Raw genomic sequence first — 17,583 nt, forward strand, 5'->3', positions numbered from 1 at the left:
CATCAGCCTCCGGCCACTTGCTCCCGGACCGCGTCCCAGAACGGGTTGGCGAAGATCAGGATCATGGCGACGACGAAGCAGTAGATCGCTGTCGACTCGATCATGGCGAGGCTGACGAACAGGGTCCGCGTGATCGTGTTGGCCTCGTCAGGCTGCTGCGCGATGGCGGCCAGTGCCTGAGCGGCGACCCTGGCTTCGCCAAGGGCCGGGCCGATGGAGCCGATGGCAATGGTCAGACCGGCTGTGATAATCGAGACCGCCCCGATAAGGCTGGAAGGGTCCATCTAACTCTCCTTTTCAGATTGGGTGTCTGGCTCGGTCTTGCGATGGCTCGCCTGCGTTGCCGAGGCGATGTAGACCATGGCCAGAATAGCGAAGATGTAGGCTTGGATAAGACCTGTTATGAGGCCGAGAAGCTGCATGACCACCGGGAAGAAAAAGGGGGCAATGCTGATCAAAATCCCGGCAATCATCGCCCCGCTCATCACATTGCCGTAGAGGCGCACGGCCAGAGCGATGGTACGCGACAGCTCACTGATGACGGTGAACGGAAGCATGAGCGGCGTCGGACGCAAATATTCCCGGAGGTAGCTGAACAGCCCGCGCGAGGCGATGCCGAACAGGGGCACGGCCACGAAGACGCAGAGCGCGAGCGCCACGGTCGTCGACAATGAGCCCGTCGGGGCCACGTATCCGGGCACCACTGACAGAAGGTTCGAAACGGCGATGAAGACGAACAGTGTGCCGACAAAAGGCAGGTATCGGCCCGGCTCCTGCCGGCTGACATCCCTGATCTGGTCGGCGAGACCGGTCACCAGCACTTCAAGGAAGTTCTGGAAGGGCGAAATGTCCTCGGTTTCCGACAGCCGCCGTGTGGCAAGCCAGGAGGCGCCGGTGATCAGCGCCATGACCAGCCAGGTAAAGGCGATTGTGGCGTTGAGCTCGAGTTCTCGCCAGGAATAGAGCACCCATTCGTCCGGACTAATGCGCACCGCTGCCCTCCTTCTGTTGTGTCAGGGCCGCCATGTCCCTTGTCCCACGGCGGATGCGGGCGACAGCCAGAAAGCGCGCCAGCAGGAAGCCGAGCAGGCTGGCCCCGATGACGAGGGCGCCGGCGCCCAGCGCGAGCAGACCGCCGAGCAGGAGCACGACAAGCCCGAGGCGCAACGCCATCAGCCCGGCAAAGGCCAGACCGCCGGAGCGGCCCGTGGCATGCGCTTCGGCTGAGCGCCAGACCAGATAAAAATAGGCGAGCCCGACGGCGGCGCCGCCGACAAGAGCGGCCAGCAGACTTAGAGCGGTCATGATTCAGCCCCCTCGGCTTTTGCGGGTGGACCAGCCTGAAGAAGCCGGCGGACGACAATCGGGCTGACGATACAGGTCGCCAGGCTTGCCAGGACGATGGCGTTGTAGAGGGCCGGCGGGGTTGCCCAGGGCCCGAGGCTGAGGCCGTACCCCATCACGAGCAAGGCGATCTCGGCCCGTGGCACCATGCTGGCTCCGATCAGCAGGGCCCCGCGTGGACGCACGAATGAGAGGGATGGAAGCCCGACCCCAACCAGCTTTCCGACGGCGGCTACGGCGAAGAGCACAAGGCCCAGACCGAGGGCGCCGCCGATATCCTGCGGTGAAATTCCCATGCCGATATGCACGAAAAAGAAGGGCGCGAAGAGATCATAGATCGGTGAAAAGGATTCATCGATCTTGCGCTCTGCCGGGTCCCGGCTGAAGGCGAGGCCGGCGAACATGGCCCCGATTGCGAGGGAAAGCCCAAGGCCATCGGCGGTTGCGGCAATAATGAAGGCGGTGCCTGCGGCGAAGAAGGCCGCACCATGGTTCTCGTCCAGCTTGGTAAACTGCTTGGTCAGCCGTCTCTCAAGGAAGCGGGAGAACAGGATACAAAGGATGATGAACAGGGCCAGCTTGACCAGGACGAGCACGGTTTGCTGGGCCAGCAGCGGTGCAAGTGACCGGCTGGCTTCGGTCTCCAGGAGCGGACCGAGCGCAAACAGGATACTGATCACGAAGACGGCCGATATGTCGTCGAGTTCGGCCACGTCGATCAGCAGGGCTCCCGAGGGTCTGTCCAGCGCGCCGGCGTCGCGCCAGACGGCCGTGCTGACGCCGACACTCGTGGCGCTGAAGGCCGCTGCGCAGAGAATGGCCGGAACGAGACCAAAGCCGAAGAGGTAATGGACGGCGAGAAAGGCCGTCAGCGCCGAGATGGTGACATCCGACACCCAGATCAGCAGGGCCGGGCGCAATTGCTGGATCAGGGCGGAGAGATTGCTTTCCAGCCCGACGCGGAAGAGCAGCGTGACCAGGCCGATCTGGGCAAAGATGCCGACAATGCCGCGCGCCTCGGGGGAAATGAGGGTTGCAGACGAGTCGAGACAGGCAATGAGAAGGCCGATGGCCGTGTAACCGACCACGGCTGGCAGATGAATCTGCTCGAAAAGGCGCCGGATGACGATGCTCGCCATGATGACACCGCCCAGCAGGAGCAGCAGGATGGTGGCTTCGCCCTGAACCTCAGTCATCGGAACGCTCCTGACTGACCCAGCGCCAGGCATTCCAGCAGCCCATGCAGACCCCGGCCACGATCAGGGCCAGCGTCCAGGAGAAGCTGGTTGGCGCTACGCTGTCCAGCCACATGCCAAGCGCCACACCGATCAGGGTTGGAACGGCCACGGCCCAGCCGATCAGGCCGAACATGCCGAACCCGAACCAGATACTGTGCTGGCCCTCGCGCCGGGCCTTCAGCTTGCGCTCGGCCTTGCGCTCGATCTCTTCGGCGCTGTTCTTGCCCGATGGCTTGTCTTCGGATCGCGTCATGTCAGCCGCTCCATCTCGACGAAACGGCGGATGAGGCTGGTTTCGAGCCGGTCCAGGGCGGATCGGGCCGCAAGCGCATGGGCGGTGTGGACTTCGAATTCCTCATGCACCCGCTCCTGCAGGCGCTCCAGGCTCGATTCGCTCAAAGCATGATGGGTCGCGACGCGGACACGCTCGCCAGCTTTGACGAGAAACCCTTCGTCGATGCCCAGAAACCGCTCGCCACCCGACACCGGTTCGAAGGCCAGGATGCCGGCTGTCAAAGGCGCGACGAAATCGACATGCCGCGGGAGCAATGCAAAGGAGCCATTTGTCGCTTCGGCAATGACCTTCCTGACCCGCTCGTCGGTGACAATGTGCGTCGGCGTGACGACGGTCAGGTGTATGTCCACCGGCCGGGTCATCAGGCAGCCTCCGAGGTGTCTGGCAGGTCCCCGAGGCTGCCTTTCATGTAGAAAGCGCTTTCTGGCCGGTCATTCAGCTCGCCACTGAGAATGCGCTTGCAGCCGTCGATCGTGTCTTCGAGGGGCACCAGCGCGCCCGCATGGCCGGTGAACTTCTCCGTTGAGAAAAAGGGTTGTGTCAGGAAGCGCTCCAGGCGCCGCGCCTTGGCCACCGTCGCGCGGTCCTGTTCGGAGAGCTCTTCGGTGCCCAGCATCGCGATGATGTCTTTCAGCTCCTCATATTCGGCGAGTACCTGGCGAACCTCCCGCGCCACCTTGTAATGCTCCGGGCTGACGCTTTCCGGGGAAAGAAGCTTCGAGGTCGACTTTAGCGGATCGATGGCCGGATAAAGGCCCATGCTGGCGCGCTTGCGCGACAGGACAATCGAGGCTGACAGGTGCCCGAAGGTGTGCGTCGCAGCCGGATCGGTGAAGTCGTCAGCCGGGACATAGACCGCCTGAACGGAGGTGATCGAGCCAGCCCTGGTGTTGCTGATGCGCTCTTCCAGCCCAGCCAGTTCCGTTCCGAGTGTGGGCTGGTAGCCGACCCGGGAAGGCGTGCGGCCGAGCAGGCCGGAGACTTCCCCGCCCGCCTGCACGAAGCGGTAGATATTATCGATCAGGAGCAGAACGTCCTGGTGGCGGTCTTCCCGGAAATACTCCGCCATGGTGAGGGCGGCATGTCCGACCCGGAAGCGTACGGCCGGCGGCTCATTCATCTGTCCGAAGATGAGCACTGCGCGGTCGAGCACCTCCGCGCGCTTCATCTCTCTATAAAGCTCCTCGGCTTCCCGGCTGCGCTCCCCGATCCCGCAAAACAGGCTGACGCCCTCATGGGCGCTGGCAATGTTGTGGATCATTTCGGTGATGAGCACGGTCTTGCCGACGCCGGCGCCCCCAAACAGGCCCGCCTTGCCGCCCCGCTCGAGCGGGGCCAAAAGGTCGATAGCCTTGATCCCTGTGACGAAGACCTCCGTATCGATCTGGCGCTCTGAAAGGCTGGCGGGCGCACCGTGAATGGACCGGTATTCGACGTCTTCAAGTGGCTCGCCATGGTCGATGGGTTCGCCCAGCGCGTTGAGAGCCCGTCCAAGCAGCGCCTGACCCGTTGGTACGCGGATCGGTGCCCCGGTGCTGATGACGGACGCGCCGAGCGCGAGTTCTGTGGACGGGGTCATCACGAGCGCGCGCACGGTATGCGGACCGGTCAGGCTGGCAACTTCGGCGATAATGTCCTGATGCTCGCCGATCCGCAGCATGGTGTTGATGGCCGGCGGCTGGCCGTCAAACCGGATGTCGACGACGCTGGCTTCGATGCCGATGACTTCTCCATGATCCTGTGTCTTCAGGACATCATGCATGAACTTGCCCTTTTGCGCGCAGGGCTGCCCGCCTGCTGGAGAGTTTATTCGAGTCTGACGCCGCCCAGCAAGGGCTGCTCAAGCCAGTGCCACCCCGTTGCGGCAGTTTCAGGCCGGTGCACGGAAGCGTCGTGAAGGACAGGCCTTTGAGAATCCCACTAGCGTCTTTGCCACGTGCCTGTTTTGAGCAATCTCAAACCTGCAGCCCGGCCGCATCAGGACCGCAAAAAATCGCAGACAGTGACAGCCAGTTCGGGCAGTCTGTGATCGATGGGTAGCTTGTTTACACTCCTGGGCGGGCTTGGGCTTTTCCTGATCGGCATGCAGGTGCTGACCGACGGGCTGAAAAGCCTGGCCGGAGAAACCCTGCGCAAACTTCTCGTGCGGTTTACGCAAAGCCCGGTGAGCGGGGCGGCCACCGGGGCGGTTGCCACGGCCATCCTGCAATCCTCCAGCGCGACAACCGTTGCCGCCGTAGGCTTTGTAGGGGCTGGCCTGCTGACCTTCAATCAGGCGCTCGGCATCATATTCGGCGCCAATATCGGGACGACTATCACTGGCTGGATCGTGGCTCTGATTGGCTTCAAGCTCGAGCTGACGACGCTGGTCTTTCCGCTCGTCTTTGCCGGGGCGATGCTGAAGCTGTTCACCCGGGGCTGGGTCCAGCAGCTTGGCTGGGCTGTCGCGGGCTTCAGCCTGATCTTCATCGGCATCGACGCACTTCAGTCCGGCATGTCGGTCTGGGAGAGCACAGTCACCCCGGACACCTTTCCAGGCGATACACTGTTCGGGCGCCTTCAGCTTGTCGGCCTCGGCATCCTGATCACGATCGTCACCCAGTCGTCCAGCGCCGGGGTGGCCACGGCGCTTGTGGCCCTGAGTGTCGGCGCGATCTCTTTTACCCAGGCGGCTGCCATGGTCATCGGCATGGATGTCGGCACGACCTTCACCGCCTTCCTCGCGACACTGGGGCGGGGCACGGCCATGCGGCGAACCGGCTATGCGCATGTCGTCTACAATGTGATGACCGGTATCCTCGCCTTCTTCCTTCTGACACCGTTCGTGATGCTCGCCTCGAACTGGCTGGCGCTCGACACGGCAGGGGATGCGCAGATCGCCCTGGTTGCTTTCCATTCCTCGTTCAACATCCTTGGAGTGATCCTGATCATCGGAGTAACCCGCCAGTTTGCGGAGCTGATCGAGCGGCTGGTGCCAGCCCGGGAAGCCGAAGCCTTTGGCGAGCTGGAGGACAGGCTGCTGCAGGATGGCGCGGCGGCGACAAATGCAGTGGCCGGACAGGCGGCGCACATCGCCGACAGTCTGGTCGGCAAATTGAGCACTGCGCTGGCACCAGGTCGTGCTCGGCATACCATTGCGCTCGACGCTGAAGCCGCTGCGCTCACCGCCCTGTCGCAATATGCCGAACGCATCAGGACAGAACCTGGCTCGAAGGCGAATTACCGTCTGCAATCGGTCTTTCACGCGCTCGATCATCTGGTTCGCCTGCAACGCCGCATGGAGAGCCTTGGTCAGGTGCGCCCGGCCTTCGCTGCAGAGGACATTCGAAACGCCGTGAAGACACTGCAGACGATCGTGACGGCCGTCGATGAGGAGGGGTTCACAAGTCCCCTTGTCGATGCGCTGGATGAGGCTCGTCAGGACCTGCGGGATCGGCGTGAGGCGGTGCGCCTGGCCACGATCGAACGCATCTCAGGCGGGCTGGAGGATGCGAGCGACGCCCTTGGCCAACTCGACGCGATGCGCTGGTTGCATCGCAGCACCTATCACATCTGGCGCATTGGCGTTCATCTCGAAAACGCGCTCTCCGATACACCTCATCCGCTTCTCATCACTGATGAACACAGGGTCGACACAGCACAGCCGGCATAGGAACGCCGTTTGATGATGAGAAGGCTGATATGTTCCAGATCAAGGCCTTGTCCGCGCCAAGGCGTATTGTTTGAAGATTATAGACACTGGCATGTCTTCGTTTCAGAGTTGTTTTGCCGCCGAATGCGGCGGAGGACAGACCCTCTTCCGCACAGGCCGGCCAGTCCCCACACGAATGGGCAGGAGAAAGCCGAATTCAATGACCTGTATCTGGAGAATATCTGTGTTGGCCCTGGGCATCGGTGCCTTTGTGGCGTGTGGAGCGCCCGCCGGAAGCGACGAGTCCCAGCCTCAGTCCGATATTCCCCGGCAGGAACGGCTCGGCCAGGGAGAAGCCATCGCGGAAAACCTGTGTGCGTCCTGCCACGCTATCGACCGGACGGACGAAAGCCCGCATCCGGATGCGATCCCCTTCCGGGTGCTGTCGCGTAAGTATCCAGTGCGGTCTCTCGCCGAACCCTTGTCCAAAGGGATCATTGTCGGTCATCCCGACATGCCGGAATGGCAATTCGAACCGCGGCACGTTGAATCCCTCCTGACCTATATCGAAAGCATCCAGGACCCGCAGGACATCTAGACGTCCCGGCCTGACAACAGGTCCGTATCCTTCGGGATCCGGGTTTGCTGTCGGACGCGACCTCTACCTCGGCGGCGTCAGGTTTCGTCTGCGACGGTGTTTGACAGAACGCCCAGTCCTTCGATCTCCACCTCGCAGACGTCTCCCGGTTTCATGAACACCTTGGGGTCGCGTGCGACACCGACCCCGGCCGGGGTGCCCGAGATGATGATATCACCGGGGCGCAGCGTGAAGGCTTCCGAGATGCATGCGATCAGCGTCGGTACATCGAAGATCATCTGATCGGTCGAGGCGCTCTGCATGACCTCGCCATTGAGACGGGTCTCAATGTGAAGACCAGATGCGCCCAGTGGAAGCTCGTCTGCGGTCACGAAAGCCGGGCCGAAGCTACCGGACTGATCGAAATTCTTCCCCATCAGCCACTGTCCGGACTTCATCTGATAGTCGCGGATCGAGCCGTCATTGAAGATCGAGTATCCGGCCACGTGGTCCAATGCATCGGCCTTGGTGATGTGGCGCCCGGCCTTGCCGATGACGATGACAAGTTCGCCTTCATAATCGAACATGTCCGAGACTTTCGGACGAATGAGCGGATGCTTGTGACCGACCCAAGATGAGGGGTAGCGATTGAACAGGACCGGGTAGGCTGGTGGTTCGAAGTCGGCCTCGGCAGCATGGTCGACATAGTTCAAGCCAACCGCGATTGCCTTCGAACACGCCATGAAGGGTGGCAGATAGTCGATGCCTGCAAGCGGGTGGCGGACCGTGGATGAAGCCGCCGCCGAGCTGGCGCGTGCCATGAAGTCCGGCGAAGACTGAACCAGCTCATCGAGCGTGGAAGGCAGGCCAGCTTCGGTCAGGTCTATGACTTCATCCTTCTCCTGAAGCCCGAGTCTCGGTCCTGTCTCTGACATGAAATTCAGGAGGCGCATGCGGTCATTCCCCTTTGCTGCAGAATGCCAACGGACAAATAATATATTATTTGTTCCGTCAACATATTATATGGCCAGAGAGGCGAAGTCATAGTGAAACGTGAACAAGGGAGGAGAGATCTTGTCGGCGCCGGAAACTCAGGTCGAGCAGGTCATCGCCCGCTTGCGCAGGAACATCGTCTCGGCGCGGCTCATGCCGGGTGCCAAGCTCAACATTGCCACGCTGGCCCAGGAAGTTGGCGTCAGCGCAGGCGCGGTCCGGGAAGGCCTTGCGGCGCTTCAGGCTGAGGGGCTTGTGCAGGCCGAGCCCCGCCGTGGGTTCCGGGTCGCCGGCATTTCGCGAAGTGACCTCTCGGAATTGACCGAGGCGCGCGTGGCGATCGAGCGGCTATGCCTTGAAGGCTCGATCAAACGCGGCGGAATCGATTGGGAAAGCAACTGCCGACGGGCTTTCGAATCTTTGTCGGAGCAGTCGGTCTCCGAGGCTGCGGGCATGCAGGCACACGAGAGATTTCACCATGCCCTGGTCTCGGCATGCGGGAACCGTTGGCTTCTGAAGATGCAGCGGATGTTATACGCCCAGTCGGAACGCTATCGTCACCTCAGCATCCGATTTGCCAGCCCGTCGCGCGATGTGCTCGGCGAACATGGGCAGATCCTCGACGCAGTCCTTTCCCGCGACACGGAAAAAGCCACGACGCTTCTCGATCACCACCTGCGTGAAACGGCCCGTCAGCTTTTACAGACTGATTTCCTGACCTGATGACAGCGCCGAATCGTGCGGAAGTCCCGTTGCTGATCGGAGCAGCAGACTGCCAGCGAAGTTGGAGTTTCAAGCGTCAACGCAATGCCTCGCCGCGGACCAAAGGGGGTAGAGTTCCGCTTCAGTTCCGGTTGCGCTCACGTTGAATCTGCAGGCAAGCAAAACATGCGGTGTGCGTGGCAGTTGATTAGAAGGTAGGCAAGGTCCTCGTCTTTTGCAGCGCGGGAGGGCTGTTCGCATCTGAGGTTTGGTAAGGAATGGGGCTGATTTTGCCTCTTCAAACTGGAAGTCGCACTCCATAAAGGCGTGACGACAGGATGCGTTTGCAGTAAGCCTCCAGCCGCTGTCGTTGCAACAGATGGTAGAGGCGTTCAAGGAATATAAGGGGCAAGCCGTCGATATGAGATCTTATCTCAAAAAGTATAAAAGCAGTTTGTTGGGCTTTGTGGAGTCCCCGCCAAAATTAAGCGCCGCCAATTTGTTTGCCATCCTTATGGCTATTCTTTTTTTGTACACCCTGTTCTCGTTTCTGGGCGTCTATTTCAACTCGGGGTACCTGATCGAATTCAGATCATTCGCCCAAATTGATACGGTCCTTGCCTTCAGGGATGGGAGGAACCCGTTTGCCGAGGAAGACCCCGCCGGGGCGTCTAACTTATATACCTTCTTGTGGCCTTTGGGATTGGCGATTCTTTCCCGGATACTTTTCCTTGATGATATTTCGAGTATTATTGTGCTCGCCCGTCTTGTGAGCGCGGCAACGATGTTTGTTGCGTTTGCTGCTGTTTTGCGGGTCGCTACGGCACAGAAAAAGCCCTTCGTGGTAACTGTGACGGCGCTCTTCGTGCTTCTCATGATCAACCTCATCAGGATAGTCCTTGGTGAGTGGTCATACGGCGCCGGACTGAATATTTCAGTCGTGGCGCTCATGTACTGGGTCTCCAGCAGCAAGAATCTGCGCTCGTTTTCGTGTTTTCTTGCGCTGATCTTTCTTGCGTCGATGATGAAGTTTTACTTCGTTTTCGTGTCGGCCCCGATCGTGATTTCGTTTTTATATGAGTACATCCGCGCATACGGGCGGGAGGCACATATTGCGATCGGAAAACTCGCAATTGTTGCTGCAGCGTTCAGTGTGGTGATCGCGGTTATTCACATTCTTTTTCCCACCTATTTCGCGCATGCGTTTGGCGTACATGCGCTCATTTTCAATCAGAGCGGAGGTCTGCTGATAGAACTGCGCGGCGTCATGGGGATTGCCCCATGGATTTACCTTCCTCTGGCGCTTTTTGTTCTCAGAGGGTCAGGTGGAACCGGAAAGGTCCTTGAACGGCTGGGCCTTATTCTGACGTTCTCTCTCGTGACGTTCTATTTCGGGCGTCACTCAGGCAATGCGGTCACCTATACGGCGAATATACTCGGCCCATTGGCGGTTTGGGCGCTCATAAGTGCGCCACGGGCCGCGACGAGGACGACATCCGAGCTCGTCTTGGTCCTCGTCGTGGTCATGTTTGCCATTGTTCCCCACGCGCGCTTCGGTCTGATTTCGGGTGAAAAGGTCGCCCAGAACCGCGAGACGATTAAGGCGGTCGAGACTGTTCTGGACTCTGTCGAGTCACGGAAAGTCTACGTGCCAGCCGTATTGAGTTATCTCGGCAGAGAGCGCGATTACGAATATGTCGATTCAGGCAATCGGGAATATATCGCCTTGTGGAACAGCCGGCGGGAAACTTTGAAGGAGCGGTTTCCTTTCAGCATCGCTGGGCGCCTTTTTTCTTGGCAGGACAAGACGATTAACGACATGGCCTATTACGATCAGGCCCTGGAGTTCGACGTCGTCATTTGCAGTCTTCGGTGTCGCCACTTCCTTAAAAATGCGGGGTATGTCGAGGATCGCGAATTGGGGCGTCTGACAGCAGCATGGTCGGGGCAGGAGCATCGCGTGGTGTTGCTGCGCAAACCGTAAAGGCGTGATGGGACCGACCTGGGCCCTTTTCACCGACATATGTCGGCGCCCGCGCAGTGATTTGATCTGGCTCGAGGGCTGTCTCTTCTTTCATGGTATGCGTGGAAGCTGAAGCCGCGTCCGGTGGGATCGGCCTTGAGTTAGTCAACTAGGTCTCATGAATGCAGCCCGCGCGGTCCCAGAGCAGCTTAACGTTTGATCACCGCCTTGAGCCGCACGTGCGTGTTCATCATGCCATTTCCGGCCGGACACGCTTGCGGCTGCCACCACTTCAAGGCCGCGGGGATATCCTCAGCCAGCTAACCCGGCAGGTTCGCTTGCGTCCCGGCATTCTGTCGGCAGAGTGTAATCCCTGGTCCGGGGCGATCCTGATCCACCATGACAAGGCGCTCACGCCGGAAGCCATTGCGTCATATGTTCGCGAGCTCTGGCGAACAGGGCCCAAGGAGGGCGCGTCGCTGACGCTGGTTAGCCAGAAGGCCTGGGGGGAAGGGGGCGGCAATCTCGGCCTGTCCGGGGCTGAGGAAACGTTCTGGCACAGCCTGCCTGTTACAGAGGCCTTGTCCGCCTTCGTCAGCCCCGAAGGCCTGAGCGAGACAGAAGCCTTGTCGCGGCTGGAACAATACGGGGAAAACCGCCTCCCGGTGGCTGCGGGTACGCCTTTTGGCATCCGGCTGGCCGGTCAGTTCAGATCGCTCCCGGTTGCCCTTTTGGCCGGATCGGCCGTGCTCTCGCTGGCAACCGGAGGGCTGTTCGATGCCGCTTTGACACTGGGAGTTATCGGGCTGAATGCCGGGATCGGCCTGTCGACGGAAAACTGGACCGCCAAACTGATCGAGCGCCTAACGCGCCCCGCGGATCTGGAGGTCACTGTCCGGCGGGATGGACGCGATGTTTTGCGCCGTGCCTCGCAGATTGTGCCGGGAGACTGGGTTGTCCTGTCGCTAGGTATGGCCGTGCCTGCCGATGCGAGATTGGTCGAGGCCGAGGCCCTCAACGTCGATGAGTCGGCCCTCACCGGTGAAAGCGTTCCCGTCCTGAAGGATGCCGGCACAGCCGTCGATCCGGATGCACTGCTTGCGGACCGACGGACCATGGTGTTCGCGAATACGATCGTGACCGGTGGCCGGGGCCTTGCCATCGTCACCGCGACAGGGACAGCGACCGAAACCGGACGCCTCCGCCTGCTGATGGAGGGCACGGAGCCCCCGAGACCGCCGCTGGAGCGCGCCCTTGATGAGCTTGGTGCGAAACTGACCCTGGCCAGCCTCGGCGCATCGGGTGCCATGGCCCTGATACTGCTGGCCCGCGGCCAGCCTGTGCCGGTTGTCGTGCGCAGCGCCATCGCGCTCGCGGTTTCAGCCATACCCGAGGGCCTGCCAGCGCTGGCGGCGACGGCCAAGGCTTTGACCGCGCGTGAAATGGCGCGCGAAGGGGCCTTCCTTCGCAACATCAATGTGCTTGAGACGACCGCCAATCTGGACATTCTCTGCTTCGACAAGACCGGCACGCTGACGGTCAACCGGATGGAGGCGACAAGCCTCTCGACCGTGCGGAGCCGTAAGGCGTTGAGGGATGGGCCACTGGCTGAGGAGATGCACGAGGCCGCCCGGATCGCCGCTCTCTGCAACGATGCGGTGCCGGGGGAGGACGGCACGTCCTATCATGGCTCGGGCACCGAGATTGCGCTGCTGAAATTCGCGCAAGCTTCCGGGCTCGACCTTGCCGAACTCGAGGCCGTCTACGAGCGTGTCGATACACTGGAGCGATCATCTGGTCGCCTCTACATGGCGACCGAACATCACCATGAAGAGGGTGTCCTCCTTGCCATCAAGGGGGCGCCGGAACAGGTGCTCTCCATGTGTTCGCATGTCCGCGATGGCACCCGCACGCGGACCTTGGGCAAGGTTTCGCGGGAAAAGATCCTCCATGAAAATCAGGCCATGGCACGAGAGGGGCTACGTGTGCTCGCTCTGGCGCGCGGGCAGGGGCGGCGTCTCTCTGACGGACCGCTCGAGGGGCTGGAATGGCTGGGGCTGATCGGTCTCAGCGATCCGCTCCGCCCGGAAGCGGGCGAGGCCATCGAAACCTTCAGGGCGGCTGGCTTGCACCGCGTCATCCTGACGGGCGACCAGGCAAACACGGCGGCCAAGCTTGCTGGCGACCTCGGCCTGGGGAGCGGGACGCTGGAGGTCATCGACATGGCCGACCTGCGCCACAAATCCCTGACACAGGCCGAGCTGGCGGCGCTTGCTATCTCGGGCCAAGTCTTCGCTCGCGTCAGCCCGTCAGACAAGCTTGATATCATTCGCGCCTTGCAGTCGCAGGGCCATGTCGTCGGTATGACGGGCGATGGCGTCAATGATGGTCCCGCCCTGCGTGCGGCGGATGTGGGCTTTGCCATGGGCCGCTCCGGCACCGACATCGCCCGCGAGGTGGCGGATATCGTGATCGCGGACGACGATCTGCGTGCGCTTGCCAAGACCATCCAGCGCGGCCGGGCCGCCGAGGAAAATCTGCGGCGCGCCGTGCGCTTCCTGGCGGCTACGAATGCGAGCGAGATCAGCCTCTTGTTAGGCGAAGCGCTGGCAAGCCCGGGGTCGATGACGACGCCAGCGGAGATGTTCTGGCTCAACCTCGTCACCGATGTGTTTCCCGCTCTTGGCTTTGCCATGGCACCGCCAGCCGATGACCTGATGACGCGCCCGCCGCGTGGCACGGATGCGGGCATCTTCTCGCGCCGCGAGCTGCGAGAGCTTCTTGAAGAGGCCGTAGCAATTTCTGGCCCGACCCTTCTTGGATATGCACTGAATTTGAGGCGTTTCGGGGCGGGACCGCGTACGCGTGGACTGACCTTCCTGTCGCTGGCTGCCAACCAGTTCGCTTATGCCCTGAAACTTGGCCAGAACGGCAAGGAACCGCTCGCGAAGCGCCGGTCGGTTCATATGGGAGTGGGCGTCAGCTATGGACTGCTCGCGCTGCCATTTGTGTTCCCGCCCCTGCGGCGCGCCATCCAGATCGCGGCGCCCCGCCCGCATGAAGCCGCACTTGCCATCTCGGTCAGTCTGGCGTCGCCAGCTTTGCGCCGGGTCATGCCCGCGCCAGCCGCTGACAGGATTGCTCTGGCTGTGCGCACGGCCTACTTCGCCAGTCAGGCCTTTGCCCCGCGCCGTGCGCGTTAGCCGAGCTTTTCTTCGGGGCTGGTGTGCGGGGTTTCCGGCGCTGACGGCGCCTGTGTCGCGTCGCCATCCGGTTGAGGGGGCGCGGCTTGCCGGGGCCGCATTTCGGCCCGGGCCTCGGCAACGAGGTCCTCGAAATCGTCCATTGCTTCGGCAGCAGCCCGGCGCATGAGGTCATAGCCGGAGAGGCCGAGTTTGAGGCCTTCACGCAGGTGCGGTCGTGCGGCCCGCATGACACGCGGCGCGACCACAACAGCGCCTGCAGTCACGACGCCCGCTCCCACAAGGAAACCAAGCCCGGCCAGTCTCGAAAACGCACCCATATCTCTGCCACCTTTGATTGCAGGGTCATCCTGAATTTTAAGCATAGAGGCCTTCGGCTTCCAGTGCCTTGTGCGGGATCAAGTCTCTTGAATTTCGCAGAGACATTTGCGCCAGTGGGAAGCACCAATGGCGAGGAGCGTGCAAAGATGAGCCAGGACGCAAACAAGATGACGCAAAAGACGGCAGGCCCGTCATTGCCCATGATGCGCGCTTTCGCACTGGGGCTCCTCTTCCTCATGAGCGGGCTCTACATCCTGTCGATTGCCATGCAGGGCGATGGAGCCTGGTGGGGCTATCTACGGGCCTTTTCCGAGGCGGCCATGGTGGGCGGGCTGGCAGACTGGTTTGCCGTCACCGCCATTTTTCGCCGGCCCTTCGGGCTGCCCATTCCACATACGGCGGTTATCCAGCGCAACAAGGACCGGATTGCCGATGCGCTGGGTGACTTTGTTGCGGTGAACTTCCTCTCGCCAGAGATTGTCCGCGAACGGGTGGAGGACCAGAAGCTGAGCCGTGCGGTGGCAGAGCATGCGGCGGAACCTGAGACGGCGCGCCGGGTCGCTGACGGCATTGTCGATGCCATCCCGGCCCTGATCGACCTGATGGATGATGAAGCCGTCAGCGGTTTCATGCGCAAGCAGGCCGAGGCCTATTCGCGCGATGCCGATCTTGGCGAACTGGTCGGAAATCTGCTGACCCTGGTGACCGAACACGGCCACCATCAGATCATTCTCGATGCCTTCCTGGCGGAGGCCTGGCGGGCCCTTGAGGAAAACGAGGCCACGATTCGCCAACAGGTCCGCTCACGAACCTTCTGGGCCTGGCGTCTCGTTTCGCTGGACAAGCAGGCTGCGAATGCCATGATCGGCTCGGTTGAGGATGTGCTTGAAGCGATGGCGCGCGATCCCGAACATCCCGGGCGTCAGCGGATTACCGACGCCATCCAGAAGTTTGCGGACGATATCGGGACGTCTCCCGAACTGCGCGCCCAGATCCAGTCCGGCATCGTTGACGTGCTTGAGCACCCGTCCGTCCTGGCCTTCTTCAGGAGCCTTTGGGGCACGCTGAAGCAGACGGTCCAGACAACGGCGAGCGACAGGAATGCGGCCGTCCGGCAGGATTTGTCGCGCGCCATCGAGCGTTTCGGGGCCGCCCTCAATGCCGAGACGGAAACGCAGGAGGCGCTGGACCGGAGGCTGCGGGCCCTGCTTGTCGATCTCGCCGACCGGCATGGCCAGGACATCGGCCACCTGATCTCTGAAACCATCCATAGCTGGGACACCAAAACAGTGGTGACCAAGCTGGAGCAGAGTGTCGGGCCGGACCTTCAATATATTCGCATCAATGGCACGCTGATCGGCGGACTTATCGGCCTTTCCATCCACCAGCTCACCATCCTGTTCGCGCACTGAGACCGCCGCTCTCGGATCAAAGGTTCCGGATGATGGAACTGATGCCGCCATCGATCACAAAGTCAGACCCGGTGACCCAGGCGGCTTCATCCGAAGCCAGATAGAGCGCGATATAGGCAATGTCTTCGGGCTTTCCCGCGCGCCCGACCGGCTGGATGCGGTTCATGTCGGCCAGCTGTTCCGGTGAGACTGCGCCCATGGCGGGGGTGATGATCGTGCCGGGCGAAATCGTATTCGCACGGATGCCGAGAGAGGCCCCCTCGGCGGCCAGCTGCTTGGTCATGGCGAGGATGCCGCCCTTGGCGGCGGCATGGGCGGCCTGGCCGATCGCGCCATAGCCGCGATGAGCGGTGACAGAGGCTGTATTGATGATCGCCCCGCCGCCTTGATCCAGAAAATGCCGCCAGGCCGGGCTCACCGTATGGAAGATAATGTCGAGTTCAGCCCGGATCGTGTGGCTCCACTCATCCTGGGTCATCTCTCCCATGAAGCTCATCCTGGGATTGCCGGCATTGTTGTAGAGGACATCGATCCGGCCCGTCCGGTCGAGCCCGTTCTGGATCCATTGCGCGGCTGCGGCCGGGTCCGTCAGGTCGACCAGGAAGGAGTCCATCTTGCCGCCAGCCGTGCGCACGAGGTCGACGGTTTCATTGGCCTCGCTTTCCTTGATGTCGCACCCGATTATGTGCGCACCTTCACGCGCGAACACTTCCGCTGCGGCGCGGCCCTGACCGCCGGCCGTGCCCGTAATGAAGACAGTTTTGTTTTCCAGACGTCCCATTCGCCTCTCCTCTTCCGATACTCCCAACCTCTGACATCGCAAATGCGCTTCGGTGCTCAGACAGCGGTGTATCCGCCATCAACGAGGAAATCGGCGCCGGTGACATAGCCGCTCTGGTCGGAGGCGAGATAAAGCGCGCAGGCGGCGACTTCTTCCGGCTCGCCGGGGCGCTGCACAAGAAAGCTTTGGCTGAGCGATTCCATGACCGCCGGGTCCTTGATGAAGGGCTCGGTCTGGGCTGAGCGGATGAAGCCCGGCGAGATAGAATTGACCCGGATTTTGTGAGGCGAGCCTTCCGCGGCGAGCTGGCGGGTCATCGCGACAACGGCGCCTTTCGCTGCGGTGTGTGCGAGCGCGCCTTGGGCCCGGGCGCCGATCCTGGCGGCAATCGAGCCCTTGTTGATGATCGAGCCGCCGCCCTGTTTGACCATGTGCGGCCAGACCTCCCGCGTCAGGTGAAAGACAATATCGACTTCTTCGCGCATGGTTTTCGAGAAGGTCTCATAGGTCATGTCGGGGAAGAAATCGAAATAGGCCATGGCCGCATTGTTGTAGAGGATGTCGACCCGGCCGTAATTGTCGAGCGCAAACGTCGTGAGCTGGCTGGCGCCTTCGGCCTTCGACAGGTCAACCGGTTGAAGCGAGATCATCTCGCCACCATTCGCCGTCACCGCCGCGGCAACTTCTTCGCCGCGCGCCTTGTTAATTTCGCACCCGACCACCTTCGCACCCTCGCGCGCGAAGAGTTCTGCTGCCGCCCGGCCCATGCCGCTGCCGGTGCCGGTAATGATCGCAACTTTGCCTTCGAGTTGTCCCGCCATGTGGTCTCCTTCCCATGTCTTTTGTGTTCTTGATTGATTTCCCGAGAGCGGCGCTGGCGGGCGCACCCGTCATGTCCGCTTTCTCAGTTACGACGCGGAAACAGGGCGGCTATTCCAAAAAAGTCCTCAAGCGCGGGTCTCTGGCGAGAGGTTCACCCCGGTCTTCATTGCCGCATGAAGACGGCCGAGGAGGGCCCGATGATCAAAAAATTGACCGCCCCATAACTTTTTCTGGAATGCCCAGCTTTCCCCTACGTCGTACCTAGGAGACCGGAAATGGCGGAGCGCCTGACAGCTTCCGG

17 protein-coding genes are annotated in these 17,583 nt (G+C 61.5%); 6 read left to right on the forward strand and 11 right to left on the reverse strand.

From position 1 onward, the window contains the following. Nucleotides 1-2: 2 nt before the first annotated feature. From B8784_RS16820 to atpD, 7 genes are read right to left on the reverse strand one after another with little or no spacing between them, the layout of a single operon-like run. Nucleotides 3-284, reverse strand: coding sequence for a F0F1 ATP synthase subunit C (locus B8784_RS16820; protein ID WP_084399052.1), 282 nt, complete (start codon nt 282-284; stop codon nt 3-5). Beyond that, nucleotides 285-992, reverse strand: coding sequence for a F0F1 ATP synthase subunit A (locus B8784_RS16825; protein WP_084399053.1), 708 nt, complete (start codon nt 990-992; stop codon nt 285-287). It abuts the gene before it with no gap. Then, on the reverse strand, nt 982-1,305 hold the full coding sequence (locus B8784_RS16830) for an N-ATPase subunit AtpR (protein ID WP_084399054.1): 324 nt from the start codon (nt 1,303-1,305) through the stop codon (nt 982-984). The genes B8784_RS16825 and B8784_RS16830 overlap by 11 nt, the downstream gene beginning before the upstream one ends. Further along, on the reverse strand, nt 1,302-2,540 hold the full coding sequence (locus tag B8784_RS16835) for a cation:proton antiporter (RefSeq protein WP_158085721.1): 1,239 nt from the start codon (nt 2,538-2,540) through the stop codon (nt 1,302-1,304). Before B8784_RS16835 ends, B8784_RS16830 begins: the two co-directional genes overlap by 4 nt. Beyond that, nucleotides 2,533-2,835 (reverse strand): AtpZ/AtpI family protein, encoded by a 303-nt coding sequence (locus B8784_RS16840; protein WP_084399056.1) that lies wholly within the window; start codon nt 2,833-2,835, stop codon nt 2,533-2,535. The genes B8784_RS16835 and B8784_RS16840 overlap by 8 nt, the downstream gene beginning before the upstream one ends. Beyond that, complete coding sequence (locus B8784_RS16845; RefSeq protein ID WP_084399057.1) at nt 2,832-3,239, reverse strand: hypothetical protein; 408 nt, start codon at nt 3,237-3,239, stop codon at nt 2,832-2,834. Before B8784_RS16845 ends, B8784_RS16840 begins: the two co-directional genes overlap by 4 nt. Continuing rightward, on the reverse strand, nt 3,239-4,639 hold the full coding sequence (gene atpD / locus B8784_RS16850; RefSeq protein WP_084399058.1) for a F0F1 ATP synthase subunit beta: 1,401 nt from the start codon (nt 4,637-4,639) through the stop codon (nt 3,239-3,241). Before atpD ends, B8784_RS16845 begins: the two co-directional genes overlap by 1 nt. A gap of 270 nt (nt 4,640-4,909) precedes the next feature. Between atpD and B8784_RS16855 the strand changes: the two genes are divergently transcribed. Next, a complete protein-coding gene (locus tag B8784_RS16855) occupies nt 4,910-6,529 on the forward strand; it encodes a Na/Pi cotransporter family protein (RefSeq protein ID WP_084399059.1) in 1,620 nt (539 codons plus the stop codon). A 223-nt stretch (nt 6,530-6,752) separates the two neighbouring features. After that, entirely contained in the window at nt 6,753-7,106 is a 354-nt protein-coding gene (locus tag B8784_RS16860) for a c-type cytochrome (RefSeq protein WP_143435598.1), read from the forward strand. 77 nt (nt 7,107-7,183) lie between these two features. Here B8784_RS16860 and B8784_RS16865 read toward each other — a convergent pair whose 3' ends face one another. Then, nucleotides 7,184-8,038 (reverse strand): fumarylacetoacetate hydrolase family protein, encoded by an 855-nt coding sequence (locus B8784_RS16865; protein ID WP_084399061.1) that lies wholly within the window; start codon nt 8,036-8,038, stop codon nt 7,184-7,186. Between the two features lie 121 nt (nt 8,039-8,159). On the opposite strand from B8784_RS16865, the gene B8784_RS16870 reads away from it, so the two are divergent. The 3 genes from B8784_RS16870 to B8784_RS16880 all read left to right on the forward strand — a co-directional run bounded on the left by B8784_RS16870 (nt 8,160) and on the right by B8784_RS16880 (nt 13,946). After that, complete coding sequence (locus tag B8784_RS16870; protein WP_158085722.1) at nt 8,160-8,801, forward strand: GntR family transcriptional regulator; 642 nt, start codon at nt 8,160-8,162, stop codon at nt 8,799-8,801. A 400-nt stretch (nt 8,802-9,201) separates the two neighbouring features. Next, on the forward strand, nt 9,202-10,764 hold the full coding sequence (locus B8784_RS16875) for a hypothetical protein (protein ID WP_143435599.1): 1,563 nt from the start codon (nt 9,202-9,204) through the stop codon (nt 10,762-10,764). A 317-nt stretch (nt 10,765-11,081) separates the two neighbouring features. Then, nucleotides 11,082-13,946, forward strand: a complete 2,865-nt coding sequence (locus tag B8784_RS16880) for a cation-translocating P-type ATPase (protein WP_158085723.1) — start codon at nt 11,082-11,084, stop codon at nt 13,944-13,946. Here the strand turns inward: B8784_RS16880 and B8784_RS16885 are convergent. Continuing rightward, nucleotides 13,943-14,266 carry a DUF5132 domain-containing protein gene (locus B8784_RS16885; protein WP_084399065.1) on the reverse strand — a complete coding sequence of 108 codons (324 nt, stop codon included), beginning with the start codon at nt 14,264-14,266 and terminating at the stop codon, nt 13,943-13,945. The genes B8784_RS16880 and B8784_RS16885 overlap by 4 nt on opposite strands. A 147-nt stretch (nt 14,267-14,413) precedes the next feature. Between B8784_RS16885 and B8784_RS16890 the strand changes: the two genes are divergently transcribed. Then, the gene (locus B8784_RS16890; protein WP_143435601.1) at nt 14,414-15,679 is read left to right on the forward strand and encodes a DUF445 domain-containing protein; all 1,266 of its coding nucleotides are present in this window, start codon (nt 14,414-14,416) and stop codon (nt 15,677-15,679) included. A 16-nt stretch (nt 15,680-15,695) separates the two neighbouring features. On the opposite strand, the gene B8784_RS16895 is transcribed toward B8784_RS16890, so the two are convergent. Next, nucleotides 15,696-16,460 (reverse strand): SDR family NAD(P)-dependent oxidoreductase, encoded by a 765-nt coding sequence (locus tag B8784_RS16895; protein WP_084399067.1) that lies wholly within the window; start codon nt 16,458-16,460, stop codon nt 15,696-15,698. Between the two features lie 56 nt (nt 16,461-16,516). After that, nucleotides 16,517-17,281, reverse strand: coding sequence for an SDR family NAD(P)-dependent oxidoreductase (locus B8784_RS16900; protein WP_084399068.1), 765 nt, complete (start codon nt 17,279-17,281; stop codon nt 16,517-16,519). Nucleotides 17,282-17,583 lie beyond the last annotated feature (302 nt).

The sequence above is a fragment of the Henriciella aquimarina genome, from assembly GCF_002088975.1.
GTDB classification, from domain to species: Bacteria; Pseudomonadota; Alphaproteobacteria; order Caulobacterales; family Hyphomonadaceae; genus Henriciella; species Henriciella aquimarina.

Bases quoted from the DNA above. Each gene is read 5' to 3' on its own strand.
- B8784_RS16865 (WP_084399061.1), bottom strand. From the start codon at position 8,038: ATGCGCCTCCTGAATTTCATGTCAGAGACAGGACCGAGACTCGGGCTT.
- atpD (WP_084399058.1), bottom strand. From the start codon at position 4,639: ATGCATGATGTCCTGAAGACACAGGATCATGGAGAAGTCATCGGCATC.
- B8784_RS16890 (WP_143435601.1), top strand. From the start codon at position 14,414: ATGAGCCAGGACGCAAACAAGATGACGCAAAAGACGGCAGGCCCGTCA.
- B8784_RS16845 (WP_084399057.1), bottom strand. From the start codon at position 3,239: ATGACCCGGCCGGTGGACATACACCTGACCGTCGTCACGCCGACGCAC.
- B8784_RS16820 (WP_084399052.1), bottom strand. From the start codon at position 284: ATGGACCCTTCCAGCCTTATCGGGGCGGTCTCGATTATCACAGCCGGT.
- B8784_RS16875 (WP_143435599.1), top strand. From the start codon at position 9,202: ATGAGATCTTATCTCAAAAAGTATAAAAGCAGTTTGTTGGGCTTTGTG.
- B8784_RS16885 (WP_084399065.1), bottom strand. From the start codon at position 14,266: ATGGGTGCGTTTTCGAGACTGGCCGGGCTTGGTTTCCTTGTGGGAGCG.
- B8784_RS16900 (WP_084399068.1), bottom strand. From the start codon at position 17,281: ATGGCGGGACAACTCGAAGGCAAAGTTGCGATCATTACCGGCACCGGC.
- B8784_RS16895 (WP_084399067.1), bottom strand. From the start codon at position 16,460: ATGGGACGTCTGGAAAACAAAACTGTCTTCATTACGGGCACGGCCGGC.
- B8784_RS16835 (WP_158085721.1), bottom strand. From the start codon at position 2,540: ATGACTGAGGTTCAGGGCGAAGCCACCATCCTGCTGCTCCTGCTGGGC.
- B8784_RS16855 (WP_084399059.1), top strand. From the start codon at position 4,910: ATGGGTAGCTTGTTTACACTCCTGGGCGGGCTTGGGCTTTTCCTGATC.
- B8784_RS16830 (WP_084399054.1), bottom strand. From the start codon at position 1,305: ATGACCGCTCTAAGTCTGCTGGCCGCTCTTGTCGGCGGCGCCGCCGTC.
- B8784_RS16840 (WP_084399056.1), bottom strand. From the start codon at position 2,835: ATGACGCGATCCGAAGACAAGCCATCGGGCAAGAACAGCGCCGAAGAG.